At 61.2% G+C, this 17491-nt stretch carries 19 protein-coding genes; 4 read left to right on the plus strand and 15 right to left on the minus strand.

Annotation, left to right across the window (positions count from 1 at the left end; translation table 11 throughout):
• Positions 1-10: 10 nt before the first annotated feature.
• The 3 genes from iscR to uvrB form a co-directional block, all read right to left on the minus strand.
• Positions 11-550 carry a Fe-S cluster assembly transcriptional regulator IscR gene (gene iscR / locus ASD71_RS09350; RefSeq protein ID WP_056318865.1) on the minus strand — a complete coding sequence of 180 codons (540 nt, stop codon included), beginning with the start codon at positions 548-550 and terminating at the stop codon, positions 11-13.
• Between the two features lie 192 nt (positions 551-742).
• Positions 743-1234 (minus strand): low molecular weight protein-tyrosine-phosphatase, encoded by a 492-nt coding sequence (locus tag ASD71_RS09355; protein ID WP_006386176.1) that lies wholly within the window; start codon positions 1232-1234, stop codon positions 743-745.
• Positions 1235-1486: 252 nt separating this feature from the next.
• On the minus strand, positions 1487-3553 hold the full coding sequence (gene uvrB, locus ASD71_RS09360) for an excinuclease ABC subunit UvrB (RefSeq protein ID WP_056562421.1): 2067 nt from the start codon (positions 3551-3553) through the stop codon (positions 1487-1489).
• A 75-nt stretch (positions 3554-3628) separates the two neighbouring features.
• On the opposite strand from uvrB, the gene ASD71_RS09365 reads away from it, so the two are divergent.
• On the plus strand, positions 3629-4828 hold the full coding sequence (locus ASD71_RS09365) for an amino acid aminotransferase (protein ID WP_056562426.1): 1200 nt from the start codon (positions 3629-3631) through the stop codon (positions 4826-4828).
• A gap of 149 nt (positions 4829-4977) precedes the next feature.
• Complete coding sequence (lexA, locus tag ASD71_RS09370) at positions 4978-5625, plus strand: transcriptional repressor LexA (protein WP_056562429.1); 648 nt, start codon at positions 4978-4980, stop codon at positions 5623-5625.
• A gap of 195 nt (positions 5626-5820) precedes the next feature.
• Here the strand turns inward: lexA and lon are convergent, their stop codons facing one another.
• The 5 genes from lon to ASD71_RS09395 all read right to left on the minus strand — a co-directional run bounded on the left by lon (position 5821) and on the right by ASD71_RS09395 (position 12819).
• Positions 5821-8271 carry an endopeptidase La gene (lon, locus tag ASD71_RS09375; protein ID WP_056562432.1) on the minus strand — a complete coding sequence of 817 codons (2451 nt, stop codon included), beginning with the start codon at positions 8269-8271 and terminating at the stop codon, positions 5821-5823.
• A 258-nt stretch (positions 8272-8529) separates the two neighbouring features.
• Positions 8530-9828: an ATP-dependent Clp protease ATP-binding subunit ClpX gene (gene clpX, locus ASD71_RS09380; RefSeq protein WP_056562435.1), complete on the minus strand. Its 1299-nt coding sequence runs from the start codon at positions 9826-9828 to the stop codon at positions 8530-8532.
• A 102-nt stretch (positions 9829-9930) separates the two neighbouring features.
• Positions 9931-10584: an ATP-dependent Clp endopeptidase proteolytic subunit ClpP gene (gene clpP / locus ASD71_RS09385; RefSeq protein ID WP_056562440.1), complete on the minus strand. Its 654-nt coding sequence runs from the start codon at positions 10582-10584 to the stop codon at positions 9931-9933.
• Positions 10585-10588: 4 nt separating this feature from the next.
• Positions 10589-11899, minus strand: coding sequence for a trigger factor (tig, locus tag ASD71_RS09390; protein WP_056562442.1), 1311 nt, complete (start codon positions 11897-11899; stop codon positions 10589-10591).
• A 164-nt stretch (positions 11900-12063) separates the two neighbouring features.
• Positions 12064-12819 carry a M48 family metalloprotease gene (locus ASD71_RS09395; protein ID WP_056562445.1) on the minus strand — a complete coding sequence of 252 codons (756 nt, stop codon included), beginning with the start codon at positions 12817-12819 and terminating at the stop codon, positions 12064-12066.
• Positions 12820-13075: 256 nt separating this feature from the next.
• Between ASD71_RS09395 and ASD71_RS09400 the strand changes: the two genes are divergently transcribed.
• Positions 13076-13621, plus strand: coding sequence for a TIGR00645 family protein (locus ASD71_RS09400; protein ID WP_056562448.1), 546 nt, complete (start codon positions 13076-13078; stop codon positions 13619-13621).
• A 96-nt stretch (positions 13622-13717) separates the two neighbouring features.
• Here ASD71_RS09400 and ASD71_RS09405 read toward each other — a convergent pair whose 3' ends face one another.
• From ASD71_RS09405 to ASD71_RS09425, 5 genes are all read right to left on the minus strand, one after another.
• Positions 13718-13924 (minus strand): cold-shock protein, encoded by a 207-nt coding sequence (locus ASD71_RS09405; protein ID WP_042794090.1) that lies wholly within the window; start codon positions 13922-13924, stop codon positions 13718-13720.
• A gap of 321 nt (positions 13925-14245) precedes the next feature.
• On the minus strand, positions 14246-14821 hold the full coding sequence (locus ASD71_RS09410; RefSeq protein ID WP_056566682.1) for a DUF924 family protein: 576 nt from the start codon (positions 14819-14821) through the stop codon (positions 14246-14248).
• An 84-nt stretch (positions 14822-14905) separates the two neighbouring features.
• Complete coding sequence (locus tag ASD71_RS09415) at positions 14906-15109, minus strand: cold-shock protein (protein ID WP_006220190.1); 204 nt, start codon at positions 15107-15109, stop codon at positions 14906-14908.
• Positions 15110-15480: 371 nt separating this feature from the next.
• Positions 15481-15801: a hypothetical protein gene (locus tag ASD71_RS09420; protein WP_056562450.1), complete on the minus strand. Its 321-nt coding sequence runs from the start codon at positions 15799-15801 to the stop codon at positions 15481-15483.
• Between the two features lie 92 nt (positions 15802-15893).
• Positions 15894-16292 carry a hypothetical protein gene (locus ASD71_RS09425; RefSeq protein WP_056562453.1) on the minus strand — a complete coding sequence of 133 codons (399 nt, stop codon included), beginning with the start codon at positions 16290-16292 and terminating at the stop codon, positions 15894-15896.
• 123 nt (positions 16293-16415) lie between these two features.
• Between ASD71_RS09425 and ASD71_RS09430 the strand changes: the two genes are divergently transcribed.
• Positions 16416-16721, plus strand: a complete 306-nt coding sequence (locus ASD71_RS09430; RefSeq protein WP_056566684.1) for a DUF2513 domain-containing protein — start codon at positions 16416-16418, stop codon at positions 16719-16721.
• Here ASD71_RS09430 and ASD71_RS09435 read toward each other — a convergent pair.
• Together ASD71_RS09435 and ASD71_RS09440 are read right to left on the minus strand one after the other, a co-directional pair.
• A complete protein-coding gene (locus ASD71_RS09435) occupies positions 16703-16993 on the minus strand; it encodes a hypothetical protein (protein WP_056562456.1) in 291 nt (96 codons plus the stop codon). The two genes, ASD71_RS09430 and ASD71_RS09435, sit on opposite strands and share 19 nt — an antisense overlap.
• Positions 16994-17100: 107 nt before the next feature.
• The gene (locus ASD71_RS09440; RefSeq protein ID WP_056562457.1) at positions 17101-17487 is read right to left on the minus strand and encodes a RidA family protein; all 387 of its coding nucleotides are present in this window, start codon (positions 17485-17487) and stop codon (positions 17101-17103) included.
• Positions 17488-17491: the final 4 nt, after the last annotated feature.

Raw genomic sequence — 17491 nt, forward strand, 5'->3', positions numbered from 1 at the left:
CTGATACTTCTTATACGGTGGCGTTGGCAGCAACAGTGGTGGTCGGAGCGTTGGCGGCGGTAGCGCCTCCCACCCGGTTCACACGCACTGCGCAGGCCTGCGCTTGATTCGTGGCTTCCTGCAACTGGCGCACGCGCTGCTGATCGACGAGATCCTGCAGGGACACCGAATCCAGGTAATCCACCATCTTGCGATTCAACGTAGCCCAGAGTTCATGCGTCATGCACTTGCCCGGCTTGCCGTCGTTGCCGCTCGTACAGTCCCGCTTGCCGCCACAGCTCGTGGCGTCCAGCGGTTCGTCGACGGCGAAAATGATGTCTGCAACAGTCACGTTGCGCGCCAGACGCGCAAGCGAATAACCGCCGCCCGGGCCGCGGACGCTGTCCACGAGCTCGTGACGACGGAGTTTTCCGAAGAGCTGTTCCAGATACGAAAGCGAAATGTTCTGACGCTGGCTGATGGCCGCAAGAGTGACCGGGCCGCTATGCTGCCGCATAGCCAAGTCGATCATGGCAGTCACGGCGAAACGCCCTTTGGTAGTTAGCCGCATGGTGAATTCCCTGTGATTCCGGCAATGGCCGCCAGCGAATCCAGCGGTCAATACCCGAGTAATTGGCTCAAGTATAGCCTATTCCCGACTAATTTGGTATGGCTCCCAGCTACAAAAAACCGCGCATCTGCGCGGTTATTTACTGCCTTGTGCCTTGAGAGCCGCCCTGCGAGCGGCTCTGCAACCGGCCGATCAGGCAGCCTGGTACTGGGTAGCGCGCTTGCGGACCAATTCGAGGACGCCCTGACAGGCATCTTCCAGGTAGTCCAGGACCTTGCCGAAGCCGTCGGCGCCGCCGTAGTACGGGTCGGGCACGGTGGCTTCTTCGAACTCATTGGCAAAGCGCATCAGGAGCATCAGCTTGTGCTGATACGCCTTGGGGCATTGCTGCTGCATGGCGGACAGATTGTCCCAATCCATGGCGAGGATAAGATCGAAGTCACGGAAGTCTTCCGCGGTGACCTGACGCGCCTCGCAGTGAGTGATCTCGTAGCCGCGCTTACGTGCCGCAGCCTGCGCCCGGGCATCAGGCGCCTCGCCGATATGAAACGCGTGCGTGCCCGCGGAGTCGATGCGAACAACATCGCCCAAACCCGCGTCATTCACCAAATGGCGAAACACGCCCTCTGCGCTCGGCGAGCGACAGATATTGCCCATGCAAACGAAAAGTACCTTGGTCATCATGGGAGCAAGTGTGCGGGAAAACCCGAGATAAGGCAAGCTTTTTTTGCACTCGCGCAATTGATGCAGCGCAAATTAAAGGCCCACATAACAACAACAAAATCATGGACTTGCAAGCTGATATTCAGGTACCCCATGAGACTCAAGCAGCGCAAAATTCCGGAATGGTTACACCATGATGGCAACGCACCACTTTTTGCACAATTTCAGCCCGCAGTAAGCAACGAGACATGACTTGAAACATATGATCCGGCCCTAAACTGCCCCGTCGAGCAACACCCGTTGCTTGAGCGCATTGAGCGAATCTCGCGCGGCCGCAGCCTGTTCAAATTCAAGGTTGCGGGCGTGGTCCATCATCAGTTTCTCCAGGCGCTTGATCTCGCGCGCCAGGGCCTTCTCGTCCTTCAACAATTCCGCAGGCACCGCCGCTTCCAGCGTGTCGTGCTGGGCAGGCGCCACGATACCGTCGATCAGTTCGCGTACTGCCTTATGCACACCGCGCGCCGTGATGCCGTTGTCGACGTTGAATTGCAACTGCTTCGTGCGCCGGCGCGCGGTTTCGTCCATGGCGCGCTTCATGGAATCCGTGATTCGGTCGGCATACAGAATGGCGTGACCGTTCAGGTTGCGCGCCGCGCGCCCAATGGTCTGAATGAGGCTGCGCTCTGAACGCAGGAAACCTTCCTTGTCCGCGTCCAGGATGGCCACCAGCGACACTTCCGGAATGTCCAACCCTTCGCGCAGCAGGTTGATGCCCACCAGCACGTCGAAGGTGCCCAAGCGCAAGTCGCGCAGGATTTCGACGCGCTCGACCGTATCGATGTCCGAGTGCAGGTAGCGCACCTTCACGCCATGCTCGCTCAGGAAGTCGGTCAGGTCTTCGGCCATCCGCTTGGTCAGCGTCGTGACCAGCACGCGGTCGCCTTGCGAAACGCGAGTCTTGATCTGGCCCAGCAGATCATCCACCTGCGTGCGGGCAGGCAGCACCTGCACGATCGGGTCGACAAGCCCCGTGGGACGCACCACCTGCTCCACTACGTTGTCCGCGTGCTCCTGCTCGTACGCGGCCGGCGTTGCCGATACGAACACGCATTGGCGCATCCGGGTTTCGAACTCCTCGAGCTTGAGTGGACGGTTGTCCAGCGCCGAGGGCAGCCGGAAGCCGTACTGCACCAGCGTTTCCTTGCGCGAGCGGTCGCCGCGGTACATGGCGCTGAGCTGGCCGATCGTGACGTGGCTTTCGTCAATGAACATCAGCGCGTCGGACGGCAGGTAATCAATCAGGGTCGGTGGCGGGTCGCCCGGCGCGGCGCCCGACAAATGACGCGAGTAGTTCTCGATGCCTTTGCAGAAACCCAGCTCCTGCAGCATTTCCAGGTCGAAGCGGGTTCGCTGTTCAAGACGCTGGGCCTCCACCAGGTGACCATCATCGACGAAGCGCTTGACGCGTTCGCGCAGCTCTTCCTTGATGGTTTCGATGGCGCGCAGCACGGTATCGCGCGGCGTCACGTAGTGCGAGCCAGGATAGACGGTGAATCGCGGCAACTTCTGGCGGATGCGGCCCGTCAGCGGGTCGAACAGTTCCAGGGTTTCGATTTCGTCATCGAACAACGTGACACGCAAGGCGAGCTCGGCACTTTCCGCCGGGAAGATGTCGATGGTCTCGCCGCGCACGCGGAAAACCCCACGCGTGAATTCGGCATCGTTGCGCGTGTACTGCATGGCAACCAGGCGCGCGAGAATCTCGCGCCGGGCGATCTGGTCACCGGCGCGCAGGATCAGCACCATCGCGTGATAGTCGCCGGGGTTACCGATACCGTAGATGCACGACACCGTGCCCACGATGATCGTGTCGCGCCGCTCGAGCAGGCTCTTGGTGGCCGACAGCCGCATCTGCTCGATGTGTTCGTTGATGGACGAGTCCTTCTCAATGAACAGGTCGCGCGTCGGCACGTAGGCCTCGGGCTGGTAATAATCGTAGTAAGAAACGAAATACTCCACCGCGTTCTTCGGGAAGAACTCGCGCATTTCGGCGTAGAGCTGCGCGGCCAATGTCTTATTGGGTGCAAGGACCAGCGCCGGGCGGCCCATGCGCGCGATGACGTTGGCCATGGTGTAAGTTTTGCCTGACCCGGTCACGCCCAGAAGCGTCTGGTACATGAGACCGTCTTCGACACCCTGGGTCAGCCCTGCGATGGCCGTGGGCTGGTCCCCCGCCGGCGGATAGGGTTGATAGAGATGAAACGGGCTGTCAGGGAAATCGACGAATCCCGGACCTGCGGCGGGAGCCCCCGCGCTTGGATCTATTGCGCTCTTAGGCATGCTAGACTGTTCCAGGGTAAACCCCCCATTATCCACAGCACTTCGTACTGCGTCCACCCACCTCATCAGAGTCCCATGAGCACCCTATTCGATTCCGTCGAGCTCGCGCCGCGCGACCCCATTCTTGGCCTGAACGAACAATACAACGCGGACACCCGCCCCGGTAAAGTGAACCTGGGTGTGGGCGTGTATTACGATGATCAGGGACGGATCCCGCTCCTGGGCGCAGTGCGCAAGGCTGAAACCGCCCGCATCGAGGCCGCTGCTGCTCGCGGCTACCTGCCGATCGAAGGCATCGCCGGCTACAACGCCGGTGCGCAAGCGCTGCTGCTGGGCAAGGATTCCGCGCTGGCCGCCGCCGGCCGTGTGCTGACCACGCAGGCACTGGGCGGCACCGGCGCCCTGAAGATTGGCGCCGATTTCCTGCACCAGTTGCTGCCGGGCTCCAAGGTTCTGATCAGCAATCCCAGCTGGGAAAACCACCGCGCCCTGTTCGAGCGCGCCGGTTTTGAAGTCGGCACCTATGCCTATTACGACGCCACCACCCGCGGGCTGAACTTCGAAGCCATGCTGGCCGACCTCAAGGCCGCGCCCGCCAAGACCGTCGTTGTGCTGCACGCTTGCTGCCACAACCCCACCGGCGCCGATCCCACCCCCGATCAGTGGAAGCAAATTGCCGCTGTCGTGAAGGACAACAACCTGGTCCCGTTCCTGGACATCGCCTACCAAGGGTTTGGCGACGGCTTGACGGAAGACGCCTCGGTCGTGCGCCTGTTCGCCGACCTGGACATGACCATGTTCATCAGCTCGTCGTTCTCGAAGTCGTTCTCGCTGTATGGCGAGCGCGTTGGCGCACTGACTGTCGTGGCCGGCAGCAAGGACGAAGCCACCCGCGTGCTGAGCCAGCTCAAGCGCGTCATCCGCACCAATTATTCCAACCCGCCGACGCACGGCGGCACGGTCGTCTCCACGGTGCTGAACACGCCCGAGCTGTTCGCCCTCTGGGAAGAAGAACTGGCCGGCATGCGCGATCGCATCCGCCTGATGCGCGCGCAGCTGGTCGACAAGATCAAAGAGCACGGCGGCAAGCAGGACTTCAGCTTCGTGCTGAAGCAGCGCGGCATGTTCTCGTATTCGGGTCTGTCCGCCGCTCAGGTGGACCGGCTGCGCGAAGAACACGGCGTCTACGCCGTGTCCAGCGGCCGCATCTGCGTGGCCGCGCTGAACAGCGGCAACATCGACAAGGTCGCAGCCGGCATCGCGGCCGTGCTGTAAATCGCCAGGCGGCGCCGCGCCGTCTTCAACCAAAAACGGGACCTGCGGGTCCCGTTTTTGTTGGCCTCGCGACCGGCTTGCTTTTTTACGCTGCGTCCCCCAGAATGGCGCTGTATATATGTACAGTCCGCTCGCAACGGATCATCGCCATGGCCAGCAAACTCACGGATCGCCAACAACAAATCCTGGACCTCATCAGGCAAACGGTCACGCGCACCGGCTTTCCGCCGACGCGTGCCGAAATCGCCCAGGCCCTGGGTTTCCGCTCCCCCAACGCCGCCGAAGACCATCTCAAGGCGTTGGCTCGCAAGGGCGCCATCGAACTCACGGCCGGCGCCTCGCGCGGCATCCGCTTGAAGGACGCCACCACACCGGTCCAGTCCTCGCTTCCCATCCCCGCCCTCGCCCAGCTCCTATTGCCGCTCGTCGGCCGCGTTGCGGCAGGCAGCCCGATTCTTGCAGCCGAGCACGTTGAACGCGAAGTCGGCGTAGACCCTAGCCTCTTTGCACAGGCGCCCGATTATCTGCTCAAGGTGCGCGGCATGAGCATGCGCGACGCAGGCATCCTCGAAGGCGACCTGCTCGCTGTCAAAAAGGCATCTGAAGCCCGCAATGGCCAGATCGTGGTGGCTCGTATTGGCGACGATGTCACGGTCAAGCGCCTTCAGCGCCAGAACGGCCACATCGAGCTGCTGCCCGAAAATCCCGACTTCGAAACCATCGTGGTCAAGGCCGATCAGGAATTTGCGCTCGAAGGCATTGCAGTGGGCCTCATCCGCACCCAGGCGCTGCACTAGGCCGGGCTCGGCCTATGTAAAGTCGGGCCGCCATCATGCGGCCTGCGCCCCGCCCCTTGCAGGGGGGCCCAAGCTCAAAAAACAAAACCCCGCTCATGTGAGCGGGGTTTTTTGCTTTCGGGGCGTTCGCAACACTTGCGCCACCCCTGGGCTTCGGACGCCCTCTTTCGAGAGCGTCCTGCGTTCAAGACGCCATTAGTGCTTCATGACCGGGTCGGTCGAGCCGGGTTCAGCCGGCTTGGCAACCAGGGCATCCTTGACGGATTCTTCCTCGGCCAACGGCTCCGGCAGACGTTCCAGGGCCAGTTCAAGCACCTTGTCGATCCAACGCACCGGCACGATCTCAAGGTGGTTCTTGACGTTGTCCGGAATCTCCGCCAAATCCTTGACGTTTTCTTCCGGGATCAGAACCGTCTTGATACCACCGCGGTGAGCCGCGAGCAGCTTTTCCTTCAGGCCGCCGATGGGCAGCACTTCGCCGCGCAGCGTGATCTCGCCCGTCATGGCGACATCTGCGCGCACCGGGATGCGCGACAGCGCCGACACCATGGCCGTGGTGATCGCGATACCCGCGGACGGACCGTCCTTGGGCGTCGCGCCTTCCGGCACGTGCACGTGCATGTCGTGCTTTTCAAACACGCTGTCGGCAAAGCCCAGGCGGCGAGCCCGCGAACGCACGACGGTGCGCGCTGCCTCGACCGATTCCTTCATCACGTCGCCGAGCGAACCCGTGCGCTGGATGACGCCCTTGCCGGGCATGTCCGCGACTTCAATCGTCAGCAGGTCGCCGCCGACTTCCGTCCACGCCAGGCCGGTCACCTGACCAGTCTGGTTTTCCTTCTCGGCCATGCCAAAGGCGTAGCGGCGCACACCCAGGAAATCGCTGAGGTTGTCGGCCGTGACGTTGACCGCCTTGACCTCGAGCGTCTTGCCCTCGGCCTTGGCGCGATCGCTTTGGGTCAGCAACTGCTTGATGACCTTGCGGCAGATCTTGCCCACTTCGCGTTCGAGCGCACGGACACCGGCTTCGCGGGTGTAATAGCGCACGATGTCGCGCAGCGCGCTGTCGTCGACCGTCAGCTCGGTCTCCTTCACGCCGTTGTTCTTCATCAGCTTGGGCAGCAGATGGTCGCGGGCGATGTGGATCTTTTCTTCCTCGGTGTAACCCGACAGGCGGATCACTTCCATACGGTCCAGCAGGGCCGGCGGGATGTTCAGCGTGTTGCTGGTGGCCACGAACATGACGTCGGACAGATCGAAGTCGACCTCGATGTAGTGGTCCTGGAACGTGTGGTTCTGTTCCGGATCCAGCACTTCGAGCAGGGCCGACGAGGGATCGCCGCGGAAATCCATGCCCAGCTTGTCGATTTCATCAAGCAGGAACAGCGGATTGCGCACGCCGACCTTCGACATGTTCTGCACGATCTTGCCGGGCATCGAGCCGATGTACGTGCGACGGTGGCCGCGGATCTCGGCTTCGTCACGCACGCCGCCCAGGGCCATGCGCACGAACTTGCGGTTCGTTGCCTTGGCGATCGACTGGCCAAGCGAGGTCTTGCCGACGCCCGGAGGGCCAACCAGGCACAGGATCGGCGCCTTCACCTTGTCCACGCGCTGTTGCACGGCAAGATATTCGAGGATCCGTTCCTTGACCTTTTCCAGACCGTAGTGGTCGTTGTCCAGCACCGTTTCGGCGTTGCTGATCGAGTTGTTGATCTTGCTCTTCTTTCTCCAGGGGAGATTGATGAGCGTGTCGATGTAGTTGCGCACCACGGTGGCTTCGGCCGACATGGGCGACATGAGCTTGAGCTTCTTGAGCTCGGCATCGGCCTTCTTGCGTGCCTCTTTGGGCATGTGGGCAGCGATGATCTTCTTTTCAAGCTCTTCGATGTCCGCGCCCTCTTCGCCTTCGCCCAACTCTTTCTGAATGGCCTTGACCTGCTCATTCAGGTAGTAGTCGCGCTGGCTCTTTTCCATCTGCTTCTTCACGCGGCCGCGAATCCGCTTCTCGACCTGGAGGATGTCGATTTCGGTTTCGAGTTGCGTGAGCAGGCCTTCGAGGCGTTCAGAAGTGCCGGTGATCTCGAGCATCTTTTGCTTCTGCTCGAGCTTCAGGGGAAGATGCGCGGCAATCGTGTCAGCCAGGCGACCGGCATCGTCGATGCCAGCCAGCGAGGTCAGGATCTCCGGGGGGATCTTCTTGTTGAGCTTAACGTACTGCTCGAACTGCGCGACGATGGCGCGGCGCAGGGCTTCGGTTTCGGAGCCTTGCATGGCGTCCGGTTCGATGGGCGACACCTGGCAGGTGAAGTGCGAATCGGCGTCTTCAATGGTGTTGATGCGCGCGCGCTGCGTGCCTTCAACCAGCACCTTCACGGTGCCGTCAGGCAGCTTGAGCATCTGCAGGATGCCGGCGACGCAGCCAATTTCGTAAACGTCTTCAGGCGTGGGGTCATCTTTGCCGGCGGACTTTTGAGCCACCAGCATGATGCTTTTGCCCGCTTCCATCGCGACCTCGAGCGCGCGGATGGAGCGCGGACGGCCGACGAACAGCGGGATGACCATGTGCGGGAACACTACGACATCGCGCAGCGGCAGCAGGGGAAGGTCGATCGGGTCGGAAGGCAGGGTCTGGCTGGCAGACATATGAGGTTCCTCGGTATGACTCGGCGTATGGGGACGGGACACCCGGGTAATACCCGAGCAAACTCGTCAATTACGTCTGTTATGGGAACAATAGCCGAAAATTCAAGATCTCGGCCGCCTGGATCACCAAAAGGCCCCAAAAAGGCCCTGGAACCGCCTTCAGTATGCGGCCATGGCGGACGGCTGAAAAGCGCGATCGGGGGTGTAGAAGCGCCCTAGGCAAAAAAACCCGTTACGAGAACGGGCTTTTTTGAAATATCAGGCGGCGGCATCGCGGACTTCACCGCGCTCCGGCTTCTCTGGCGCGGCGTTTTCATCCGCGTAGATCAGCAAGGGCTTGCCCTCGCCTTCGATGGCGTTTTCGTCGAGCACCACACGCTTGACGTTGCCCTGCGAGGGCAGGTCGTACATGGTGTCGAGCAGCGCCTGTTCGATGATGGAGCGCAGGCCACGAGCGCCCGTCTTGCGGCGCAGCGCCTTGCGGGCGATGGCCTTGAGCGCGGCGGGCCGCACATCGAGCTCGGCGCCTTCCATGGCGAACAGCTTCTGGAATTGCTTGAGCAAGGCGTTCTTGGGCTCGGTCAGAATCTGGACCAGCGCGGCTTCGTCCAGCTCGTCTAGCGTTGCGACAACGGGCAGACGGCCGACCAGTTCGGGGATGAGGCCGAACTTGATGAGGTCTTCGGGCTCGACTTCGGAGAACAGTTCACCGACGCCACGCTCGGACTTGGCGCGCACCGACGCCGAAAAACCGATGCCGGACTTTTCAGTGCGGTCACGGATGACCTTTTCCAGTCCGTCGAAGGCGCCGCCCACGATGAACAGGATGTTAGTCGTATCAACCTGGACAAAGTCCTGGTTGGGGTGCTTGCGGCCGCCCTGCGGGGGCACCGACGCCACCGTGCCTTCGATCAGCTTCAGCAAGGCCTGCTGCACACCCTCACCCGACACGTCGCGGGTGATGGAGGGGTTGTCGGACTTGCGCGAGATCTTGTCGATCTCGTCGATGTAGATGATGGCGCGCTGGGCCTTTTCGACTTCATAGTTGCAGTTCTGCAGCAACTTCTGAATGATGTTTTCGACGTCTTCACCCACGTAACCGGCTTCGGTCAGCGTGGTCGCGTCGGCCATGACGAAGGGCACGTTCAGCATGCGAGCCAGCGTCTGGGCCAGGAGCGTCTTGCCGGAGCCAGTGGGCCCGATCAGCATGATGTTGCTCTTGGAGAGCTCGACTTCGTCGCCCTTGATTTCGCCGTGGCGAATGCGCTTGTAGTGGTTGTAGACGGCCACGGCCAGCATGCGCTTGGGCGACGATTGCCCAATGACGTACTGGTCGAGGAAGGTCTTGATTTCAGCCGGAGTGGGCAGCTCGGAACGAATCGCCGCGCGCGCGGTAGCCTGCGCCTCTTCGCGGATGATGTCGTTGCACAGATCTATACATTCATCGCAGATGAATACCGACGGACCCGCGATCAGCTTGCGGACTTCGTGCTGGCTTTTATTGCAAAACGAGCAATGCAGCACCTTAGCGTCTGCCGATCCCTTTTTTTCAGGCATATTTCTTTCGTATCTCAGGTAAAGATGCGCCAGGCCGGATAAATGGCCTAGCGCATGCGCTTACTCAAACATGATGGCAGCGGGTCTGGATCAACCGGGAAGTCAGCCTTCGGACCGGGAGGCCATGACCTTGTCCACCAGTCCATACGATACCGCATCTTCGGCCGACATGAAGTTGTCACGTTCCGTGTCCAGCTCGATGCGCTCCATGCTCTGTCCGGTGTTGGTGGACAGGATGCGGTTCAGGCGCTCGCGCAGATCCAGGATTTCGCGGGCCTGGATCTGGATGTCGGAAGCCTGCCCCTGGGCGCCGCCCGAGGGCTGGTGGATCATGATGCGCGAGTTGGGCAGCGTGAAACGCTTGCCCTTCTTGCCAGCCGCCAGCAGGAACGCGCCCATGCTGGCCGCAAGGCCGGTGCACAGGGTGGACACGTCCGGCTTGACGAACTGCATGGTGTCAAAAATGGCCATTCCCGCGTACACCGACCCGCCGGGCGAGTTGATGTACAGGGAAATGTCCTTGTCAGGATTCTCCGATTCCAGGAACAGCAACTGAGCCACGACCAGGTTGGCCGTGGCGTCGTTCACCGGACCCACCAGGAAAATGAGCCGTTCGCGGAGCAGACGCGAATAGATGTCGTAGGCGCGCTCGCCGCGCCCCGACTGCTCGATCACCATGGGAATGTAGCCCAGGCCGGTGGGGGTCACCGAAGACCCGCCATTCATTGCCGCATAGAAATCGGTGAATCTCTGCATAGTGTTACGCCATCCCCATCAACTGATCGAAAGCCACCTTTTCGTCGGTGACCTTAGCCTTTTCCAGAACATGCGCGACGACGTTGTCTTCGAGCACGATAGCCTCGATTTCAGCACGACGCTGGCGGTCTGCCAGGTAATAGCTGACAACCTGGGCGGGTTGTTCGTAGTTCTGGGCGAATTCTTCGATGCGCGCGCGAACCTGTTCCGGCTTGGCTTGCAGCTGAGCTTGCTTGACCAGTTCGGACACCAGCAGGCCCAGGCGGACACGGCGCTCGGATTCGGTCGAGAAGGCCTCGGCCGGGATCGGCACGGATTCGGCGTTCGGCACGCCGCGCTGCTTCAGTTCTTCGCGGGCAGCGGCGATACGGCCTTGCACGTCGTTGTCGATCAGGGCCTTCGGCACGTCGAACTTACCGGCTTCGACCAGGGCGTCCATGACGCTGGACTTGGTGCGGCCTTGCGAACGAACTTTGACTTCGCGCTCGATGTTGCTGCGGATGTCGGCCTTCAGCTTTTCGACGTCGCCTTCGGCTTGGCCGAGCGACTTGGCGAATTCGCCGTTCAGTTCGGGCAGGACGCCTTCAGCCACTTCCTTGATGGTGATGGTGAATTCGGCAGTCTTGCCAGCGACTTCCACACCTTGGTAGTCGTCCGGGAACTTGAGCTGGAAAACCTTGGTTTCGCCAGCCTTCAGGCCGCGGGCGGCTTCTTCGAATTCCGGCAGCATGCGGCCTTGGCCCAGCACGAACGGGAAGTCTTCGGCCTTGCCGCCTTCGAACGGCACGCCGTCGATGGTGCCGGCGAAGTCGAGGGTGACGCGGTCGCCGTCGGCGCTGGCGCGGCCTTCACGGGCTTCGAACGTGGCGCGTTGCTTGCGCAGCACATCCAGCGTCTGCTGGACTTCTGCGTCGGTGACGGCGGTTTCGTAGCGGGTGACGGCCAGGTCGGACAGGTCCGGCACGGCGACTTCAGGATAGACCTCGAACGTGGCGGTGAACGCCAGCGTGTCGTCGGAAACGCCTTCCGTCTTGGGCTCGAGGTTCGGGGCGCCAGCGACGCGCAGCTTGGCGCCGTCGATGGCTTGTTCAAAGGCACGGCCAACTTGGCTATTGATCACGTCGTAGCGGATGCTGGGACCATGGCTGCGCTCGAGCATGGCGAGCGGCGCCTTGCCCGGACGGAAGCCGGGGACCTTGGCGGTCCGAGCCACGCGCTTCAATTGCGCCTGGACTTCCTTTTCGACGTCGGCCACCGAGACGGCCAGATCAACACGGCGCTCCAGGCCGGAGAGGGTTTCAACCACAGGCTGCATTAAAAGACCTATTTTCCGAGAGATGAGATTACGGGCGGATAAACGCGGCATTTTACCGGAAACTTCCGGAACCCTGACGCAAAGGGGCGCGAGCCCCGGAATTGCCCGGATGCTCGCGCCCCGTTTATCGCCCAAAAAGCGAGGACGGACGCCTGGCCGCGAGGTTACTTGGCCTTGGCGATGCGATCTTCGATGTGCTGCGCACGCTTGGTCGAGGACGGGTGGGAGCTCATCATATCGCTCTTGCCGCCGTTCAGCTCGGCCAGCTTCTGGAACGCGGTCACGAGACCACGGGTGTTCTGCTTCTTGGACTGCAGCAGATCAAACGAATAATCGTCCGCCGCGCTTTCCTGCGACTGCGAGAACTGCGCATTGATGAACTTCTCGGACAGGTCGCCCAGTTGCGAGGCGCTCAGCTTGGCAACAGTCGCGCCGCCCGCCGCGCCAGCCGCGTCACGCGCCGCCGACACCGTGTAGGCCGTCTGCATCGCCTTCTTGGTGTGACCCAGCGCCACGTGGCCGATTTCGTGACCCACCACGCCCATCACCTCATCGTCGGTCATCAGGTCCATGAGACCGCTATAGACGCGGATGCAGCCGTTGGCCATGGCCCACGCATTGACATCCTTGGTCATGTAGACCTTGTAGCTTGCCTTCTGGCCATTGACCGAGCTGCCCAACGACTTGGCGATCTTTTGCAGCCGGGCGTCATATTTGCTGCCCGGCGCGGCGATCTTTTCTTGCGAGTCGAGTTGCGCGCACGCTTGGTCAGACACGGACTTGATCTCGGCGTCGCTCAGCGTAGCCGCCTGGACAACCTTGCTGCCCGCGCCAACGAGCCCACCGATATCGAACGCATGTGCGGCCGAGTACGGTGCGAGCACAAAGGCCAACGCGGCGACGGTGTAGCGGATCTTCATGGGAACAAACTCCTATTGACTTGTTCTATGCAAACGAGGCGGCAATTCTATATACGCCAATAGCTCTCGAAGCATTCCGGCACAGAGTTTCGCAAATGCGATTTTCACTTACCAAAAAGCCGAGCAATTCGAGGGCTGCCATGCTACGCACCGCCAGGCCTCTTGAAGCCAGCCAAAAGAGATGTCCGCTGTCCCATGGCGTTGTTAGAATTGCCGCCGCGCTTTTTTTCGCAAACCCCAACGGCTCGCACCCAACATGATCCCGAATCCCCCTCCCCGCCTTGGCCTGCTTCCCAGTCTCATCTTCAGTTCGCGCTGGTTGCAGCTACCGCTGTACCTGGGCCTGATCGTCGCGCAGGGCGTCTATGTCATGCTGTTCCTCAAGGAGCTCTGGCACCTGGTCACGCACGCCACCAGCTTCGGCGAAATGGAGATCATGCTGATCGTGCTGGGACTGATCGACGTGGTCATGATCTCCAACCTGCTGGTGATGGTCATCGTGGGCGGATACGAGACCTTCGTGTCCCGCCTGCGCTTGCAGAACCACCCTGACCAGCCTGAATGGCTCAGCCACGTGAATGCCAGCGTGCTTAAGGTAAAGCTTGCGATGGCCATCATCGGCATCTCGTCGATCCACCTGCTGCGCACCTTCATCGAAGCCGGCACCATCGGCACGCCGAACGCGCGCTTTACCGAAGCCGGCGTGATGTGGCAGACCATCATCCACGCCATCTTCATCCTGTCGGCGCTGGGAATCGCCCTGGTCGACAAGCTGTCGTCCAGCGGCAACGGCAAGCACTGAAGAAAGCCAGGACAAAAAAAGCCCCCACGCAGCAAGCCGTGGGGGCTTTTTTATGGATAGAACGCCGGGCGGACCCGGAACGCTACCCGAGAGATCTCAGGCCGCGACCTTGATGTTCTTGGCGCTGGGACCCTTGGGTCCGGTTCCAACGTCGAAAGTGACCCGCTGGTTTTCTTGTAGCGACTTATAGCCTTCGCTACGGATTTCAGAGTAGTGAGCGAAAAGATCCTTGCTGCCGTCGTCGGGCATGATGAAGCCATAACCCTTCTCGGCGTTGAACCACTTGACGATGCCGGTTGCCATGGGATGTCCTTGACCTAAAAAGCGATTGCTCGCGGGACGCCAGATCTTCAAGGATGGGAGAGGATAGCAACCGCGGCACCACTGACGGCGACCAAGGAGAACGCAGACCGCGTCGCTTGAGAATCTCGCTGAAATCAGTTTATTGGCGAACCCGGAAAAACGTCAAATGTCCGAAAGGGCGGGATTGACCCCGGAAAACGCCTGCTACACCCGCTAAAGAGCGCAAGCCGGGCCCGTGCGGGCGCCCAACATTTTCAACTTGCCACGTACCGATACACGTGGACACCGCGTCGCTTCGCGCCGCCTGCGCGCAGCGGAGCCCTACCCTGCAAAACCGCCCGACTCCAGGAACTCGCGTTCAGCCTGGGTGGTCTGGCGTCCCAGCGCCGCATTCCGATGCGGGAAGCGTCCGAATCGCTTGATGATGTCGCGATGCAGGACGGCCCAGCGCACGGCGTCGGCGCCCAGCGGCTCCATCAACGCGATAGCCCGATTCTGCGCGGCCAGGTTCTCGGCGTGTTCGAACGGCATATAGAAAAACTGGCGCAGCGAGGCATCGACTTGCAGGTCGTGGCCTGCCGCGATGGCGCGTTCGGCAAAATGCAGCGCCAGCGCATCGGTGGCGAACATATGTCCAGTATCGCGGTAGGCATTGCGGGGGAACTGGTCCAACAGAATCATCAGCGCGATCGCGCCCGCGGGTTCGTCCAGCCACGCATCGAGTTGGCGGGCAGCAGCCGCCATGTGCGCGGCTTCGAAGCGCGCGCAAAAGTCGGCATCGAACTGTGCGCTCTTACTGAACCATTGCGCGGGCCCGGAATCGAGCCAGAAATCGACCACTTCGTGGGGTTGCGTGACGAACGGCGTGGCAATCGGCGTGGGCAAGGTAGCGGTCATGGCGGCGATGGATCCGTAGGATTGATAACGCGCAGAAAACAAAAAAGGCCCCACTAGGGGGCCTTCTTGAGAAAACTCAGATCCTTACAGGACTTGAATCTTCGTGGCTTGCGGGCCCTTGGGGCCATTGGCCGTCACAAAGCTGACGCGCTGGTTCTCTTCCAGAGACTTGAAGCCCGAGCCCTGAATTTCGGAGAAGTGAGCGAAGAGGTCCTTGCCGCCCGCTTCCGGGGTGATGAAGCCATAACCCTTTTCCGAATTGAACCACTTAACGACGCCGGTTTCCATACTGTATTTCCTAGAGATAATGGGCAAATGCCCGGAGGTCACGAATCAATCAAGGAGGGGACAGTAGAACAATAACGCTGAGCCGGAAAAGGCACGGCACTGATCGAAAATCGCAACGCTTGTGATCGTGTGCCGACACTATCGTTATGTTCCCCTCACAAGTCAACATAATCCTAAAAAATACGTGCCAATAATGCAACAAAGAGAAACTGCGCAGTTAATTCGCACGTTTTTAAAGGCAAAACGGGTCCCTGCATAGGTGTAAACACCCATACATCATAAAAAAACAAACAAGGCTTATATAAATGCCATCTAAAGTCAGCGCGACCTGCAATACGCCGTTTGGATGACACTATGGTTTGCCGTCAGGCTTACTCGTCGATAGGTAAACCCAACAAGTCGAGCGCCGCGCCGAAAGCATCGGGGCCCGAGCAAAGGAAAACCGCCACGTCGCCGGGATTCATATTTTCCAGCACTTGGTCGATCTGTTCTTGCGCATTATCAACATTGTCGACATTGGCGGCGTGTATGTCCGCTCCTGCTTCGACTTTTTCGCGCGGCACGATGTCTGCGATCGCATTGAGATCATCCACGCCCATGACGGCGTAGACGCTGATGCTTTCGCCATCCAGCGTGGTGTGCAGCTCGACGCCGCCCGCTACGTCGGCAACGTGCCGACTGAGTATTTCCATTTCCATCTTCCTTGATTTGCGGGCCGAGCCCGCCAGGGCGCGCACCGTGCAGGTGCTCACGCACGCCCAGGCGCGACTATAACAGCCTTGGGCTAACGTTTCTTGGTCAGGGGGCCGAGTGACTGGCGAGCGGCCCCGGATGTGGCGGCCACACTGCGGCTGCGCACCCCGGCTTCGGCCAGCACACGGGCCAGCGGCTTCTGTGCGGCCAGGAACGCGGTCTTCTCGTCACCAGCCAGCTTGCAGAGGAACATCTGAGCTTGGAGCTGGGTGCGGCGGGCCTTGCGGTTGTCGGCCTCTTTGGCGAGCCATTCGCCCACCCAGACGGCGGCGGACTCGGCATCGCCCTGCTGCTTGACGTGGCCGAGCAGGTCGTAAACGGTCACGCCGTCGATACGCTCATCCTCGCCGCGCGAGAGATACAGCTTGGCGGACTGGCCCGTGTAGCCGGGGACGACCGCCAGGCAATCCCGTTCTGCGGGTTTTTTCATGGTGTTTTCGAATGTGGTTTAGCAAGAACCCCGGACTGTAACGCAGGCGCGCGCGCTGTCCTATTGCTGCAGCCGAAGTCTGCTATCGTCGTCGTGTTCTTTTATCCCTACATGGTGGACATCATGCAACGCGATTTCGATCTGGTCGTCACGATTCTGGGCGCCCTGCGCGACGCCCCCGGCCCCAACCTGAGCACGCACGACATCAAGAACGCCGCGCTGGCGCCCCACCCCGAAGAGCAAGGCCTGCAGGTCATCGCGCATCACCTGGACTTGCTGGAAGACGCCGGCCTGGTCAAGCAGGTCAGCGAGACTTCGGCGAATGCGGGCGCAACGCGCTGGCGCATCACCTGGAAGGGGTACGACGCCCTCGAGCAGGATGAGGACGACGAAGACGATGAGGACGAGGACTACGACGCGGAAGAATGAAGCCGCTGCTGCCGGATGCGACGCGTCAGCAGCGCCGCTGCCGCGCCAATCACCAGGCTGAACATGAAGGCGGCGATCGACAGCATCGCCGCCAGTTCGTCGAATCCCCCCTGGCGCGCAAGCAATAGCACCGCCGTGAAGATCGCCGCCGCCAATCCCAGCAGGCCGATCACCAGATGCTTGATCGACTGCAGCCGGCCGCACAAGGCGCCGCCGGCAAGCGCGGCGGCCACCATGGCAGCCATGGACCAGAACAGATACTCGTAGTGCATGTGGACGGTCTCCGCCAAGGGCATTGAGGCGCAGGCATTATAGGCGGCGCCTGTCCTTCGGCCTTTGGGGCCACACCCTCCCCCCCCGGGCAGAATGCGAACCGCGTTCAGGTCACCGCTACCACACTGATTTCCACCAATGCGCCGTAGTGGAGTTCACGCGTGGGCACGATGGCGCGCGCCGGGCGATGGCTGCCAAAGCAGGCTTCGTAGACCGCGTTGACCTCATCCCACAGGCTGACGTCCGGGATGTACACGGTGACGTTGACCACCGACGACAGCGACGAGCCCGCGGCCTCCAGAATGGCCCGCACGCTGCGTAGCGCCTCACGTGTCTGGCCGGCCGCGTCCGCCGCCAGAACGGGACGCGCGCCAGGTTCGGCCGGCGGCAAAAAGCCCAGTTGGCCCGAGACGAAGACGAAGCCGTTGGCGCGAACCGCCTGGGAGTAATGCCCGGCGGGCGGCGTGGCCTCGGACGTTTGAATGAAGTCCATGGCG

The organism is Achromobacter sp. Root565, assembly GCF_001427425.1.
Lineage (GTDB): Bacteria > Pseudomonadota > Gammaproteobacteria > Burkholderiales > Burkholderiaceae_B > Achromobacter > Achromobacter spanius_D.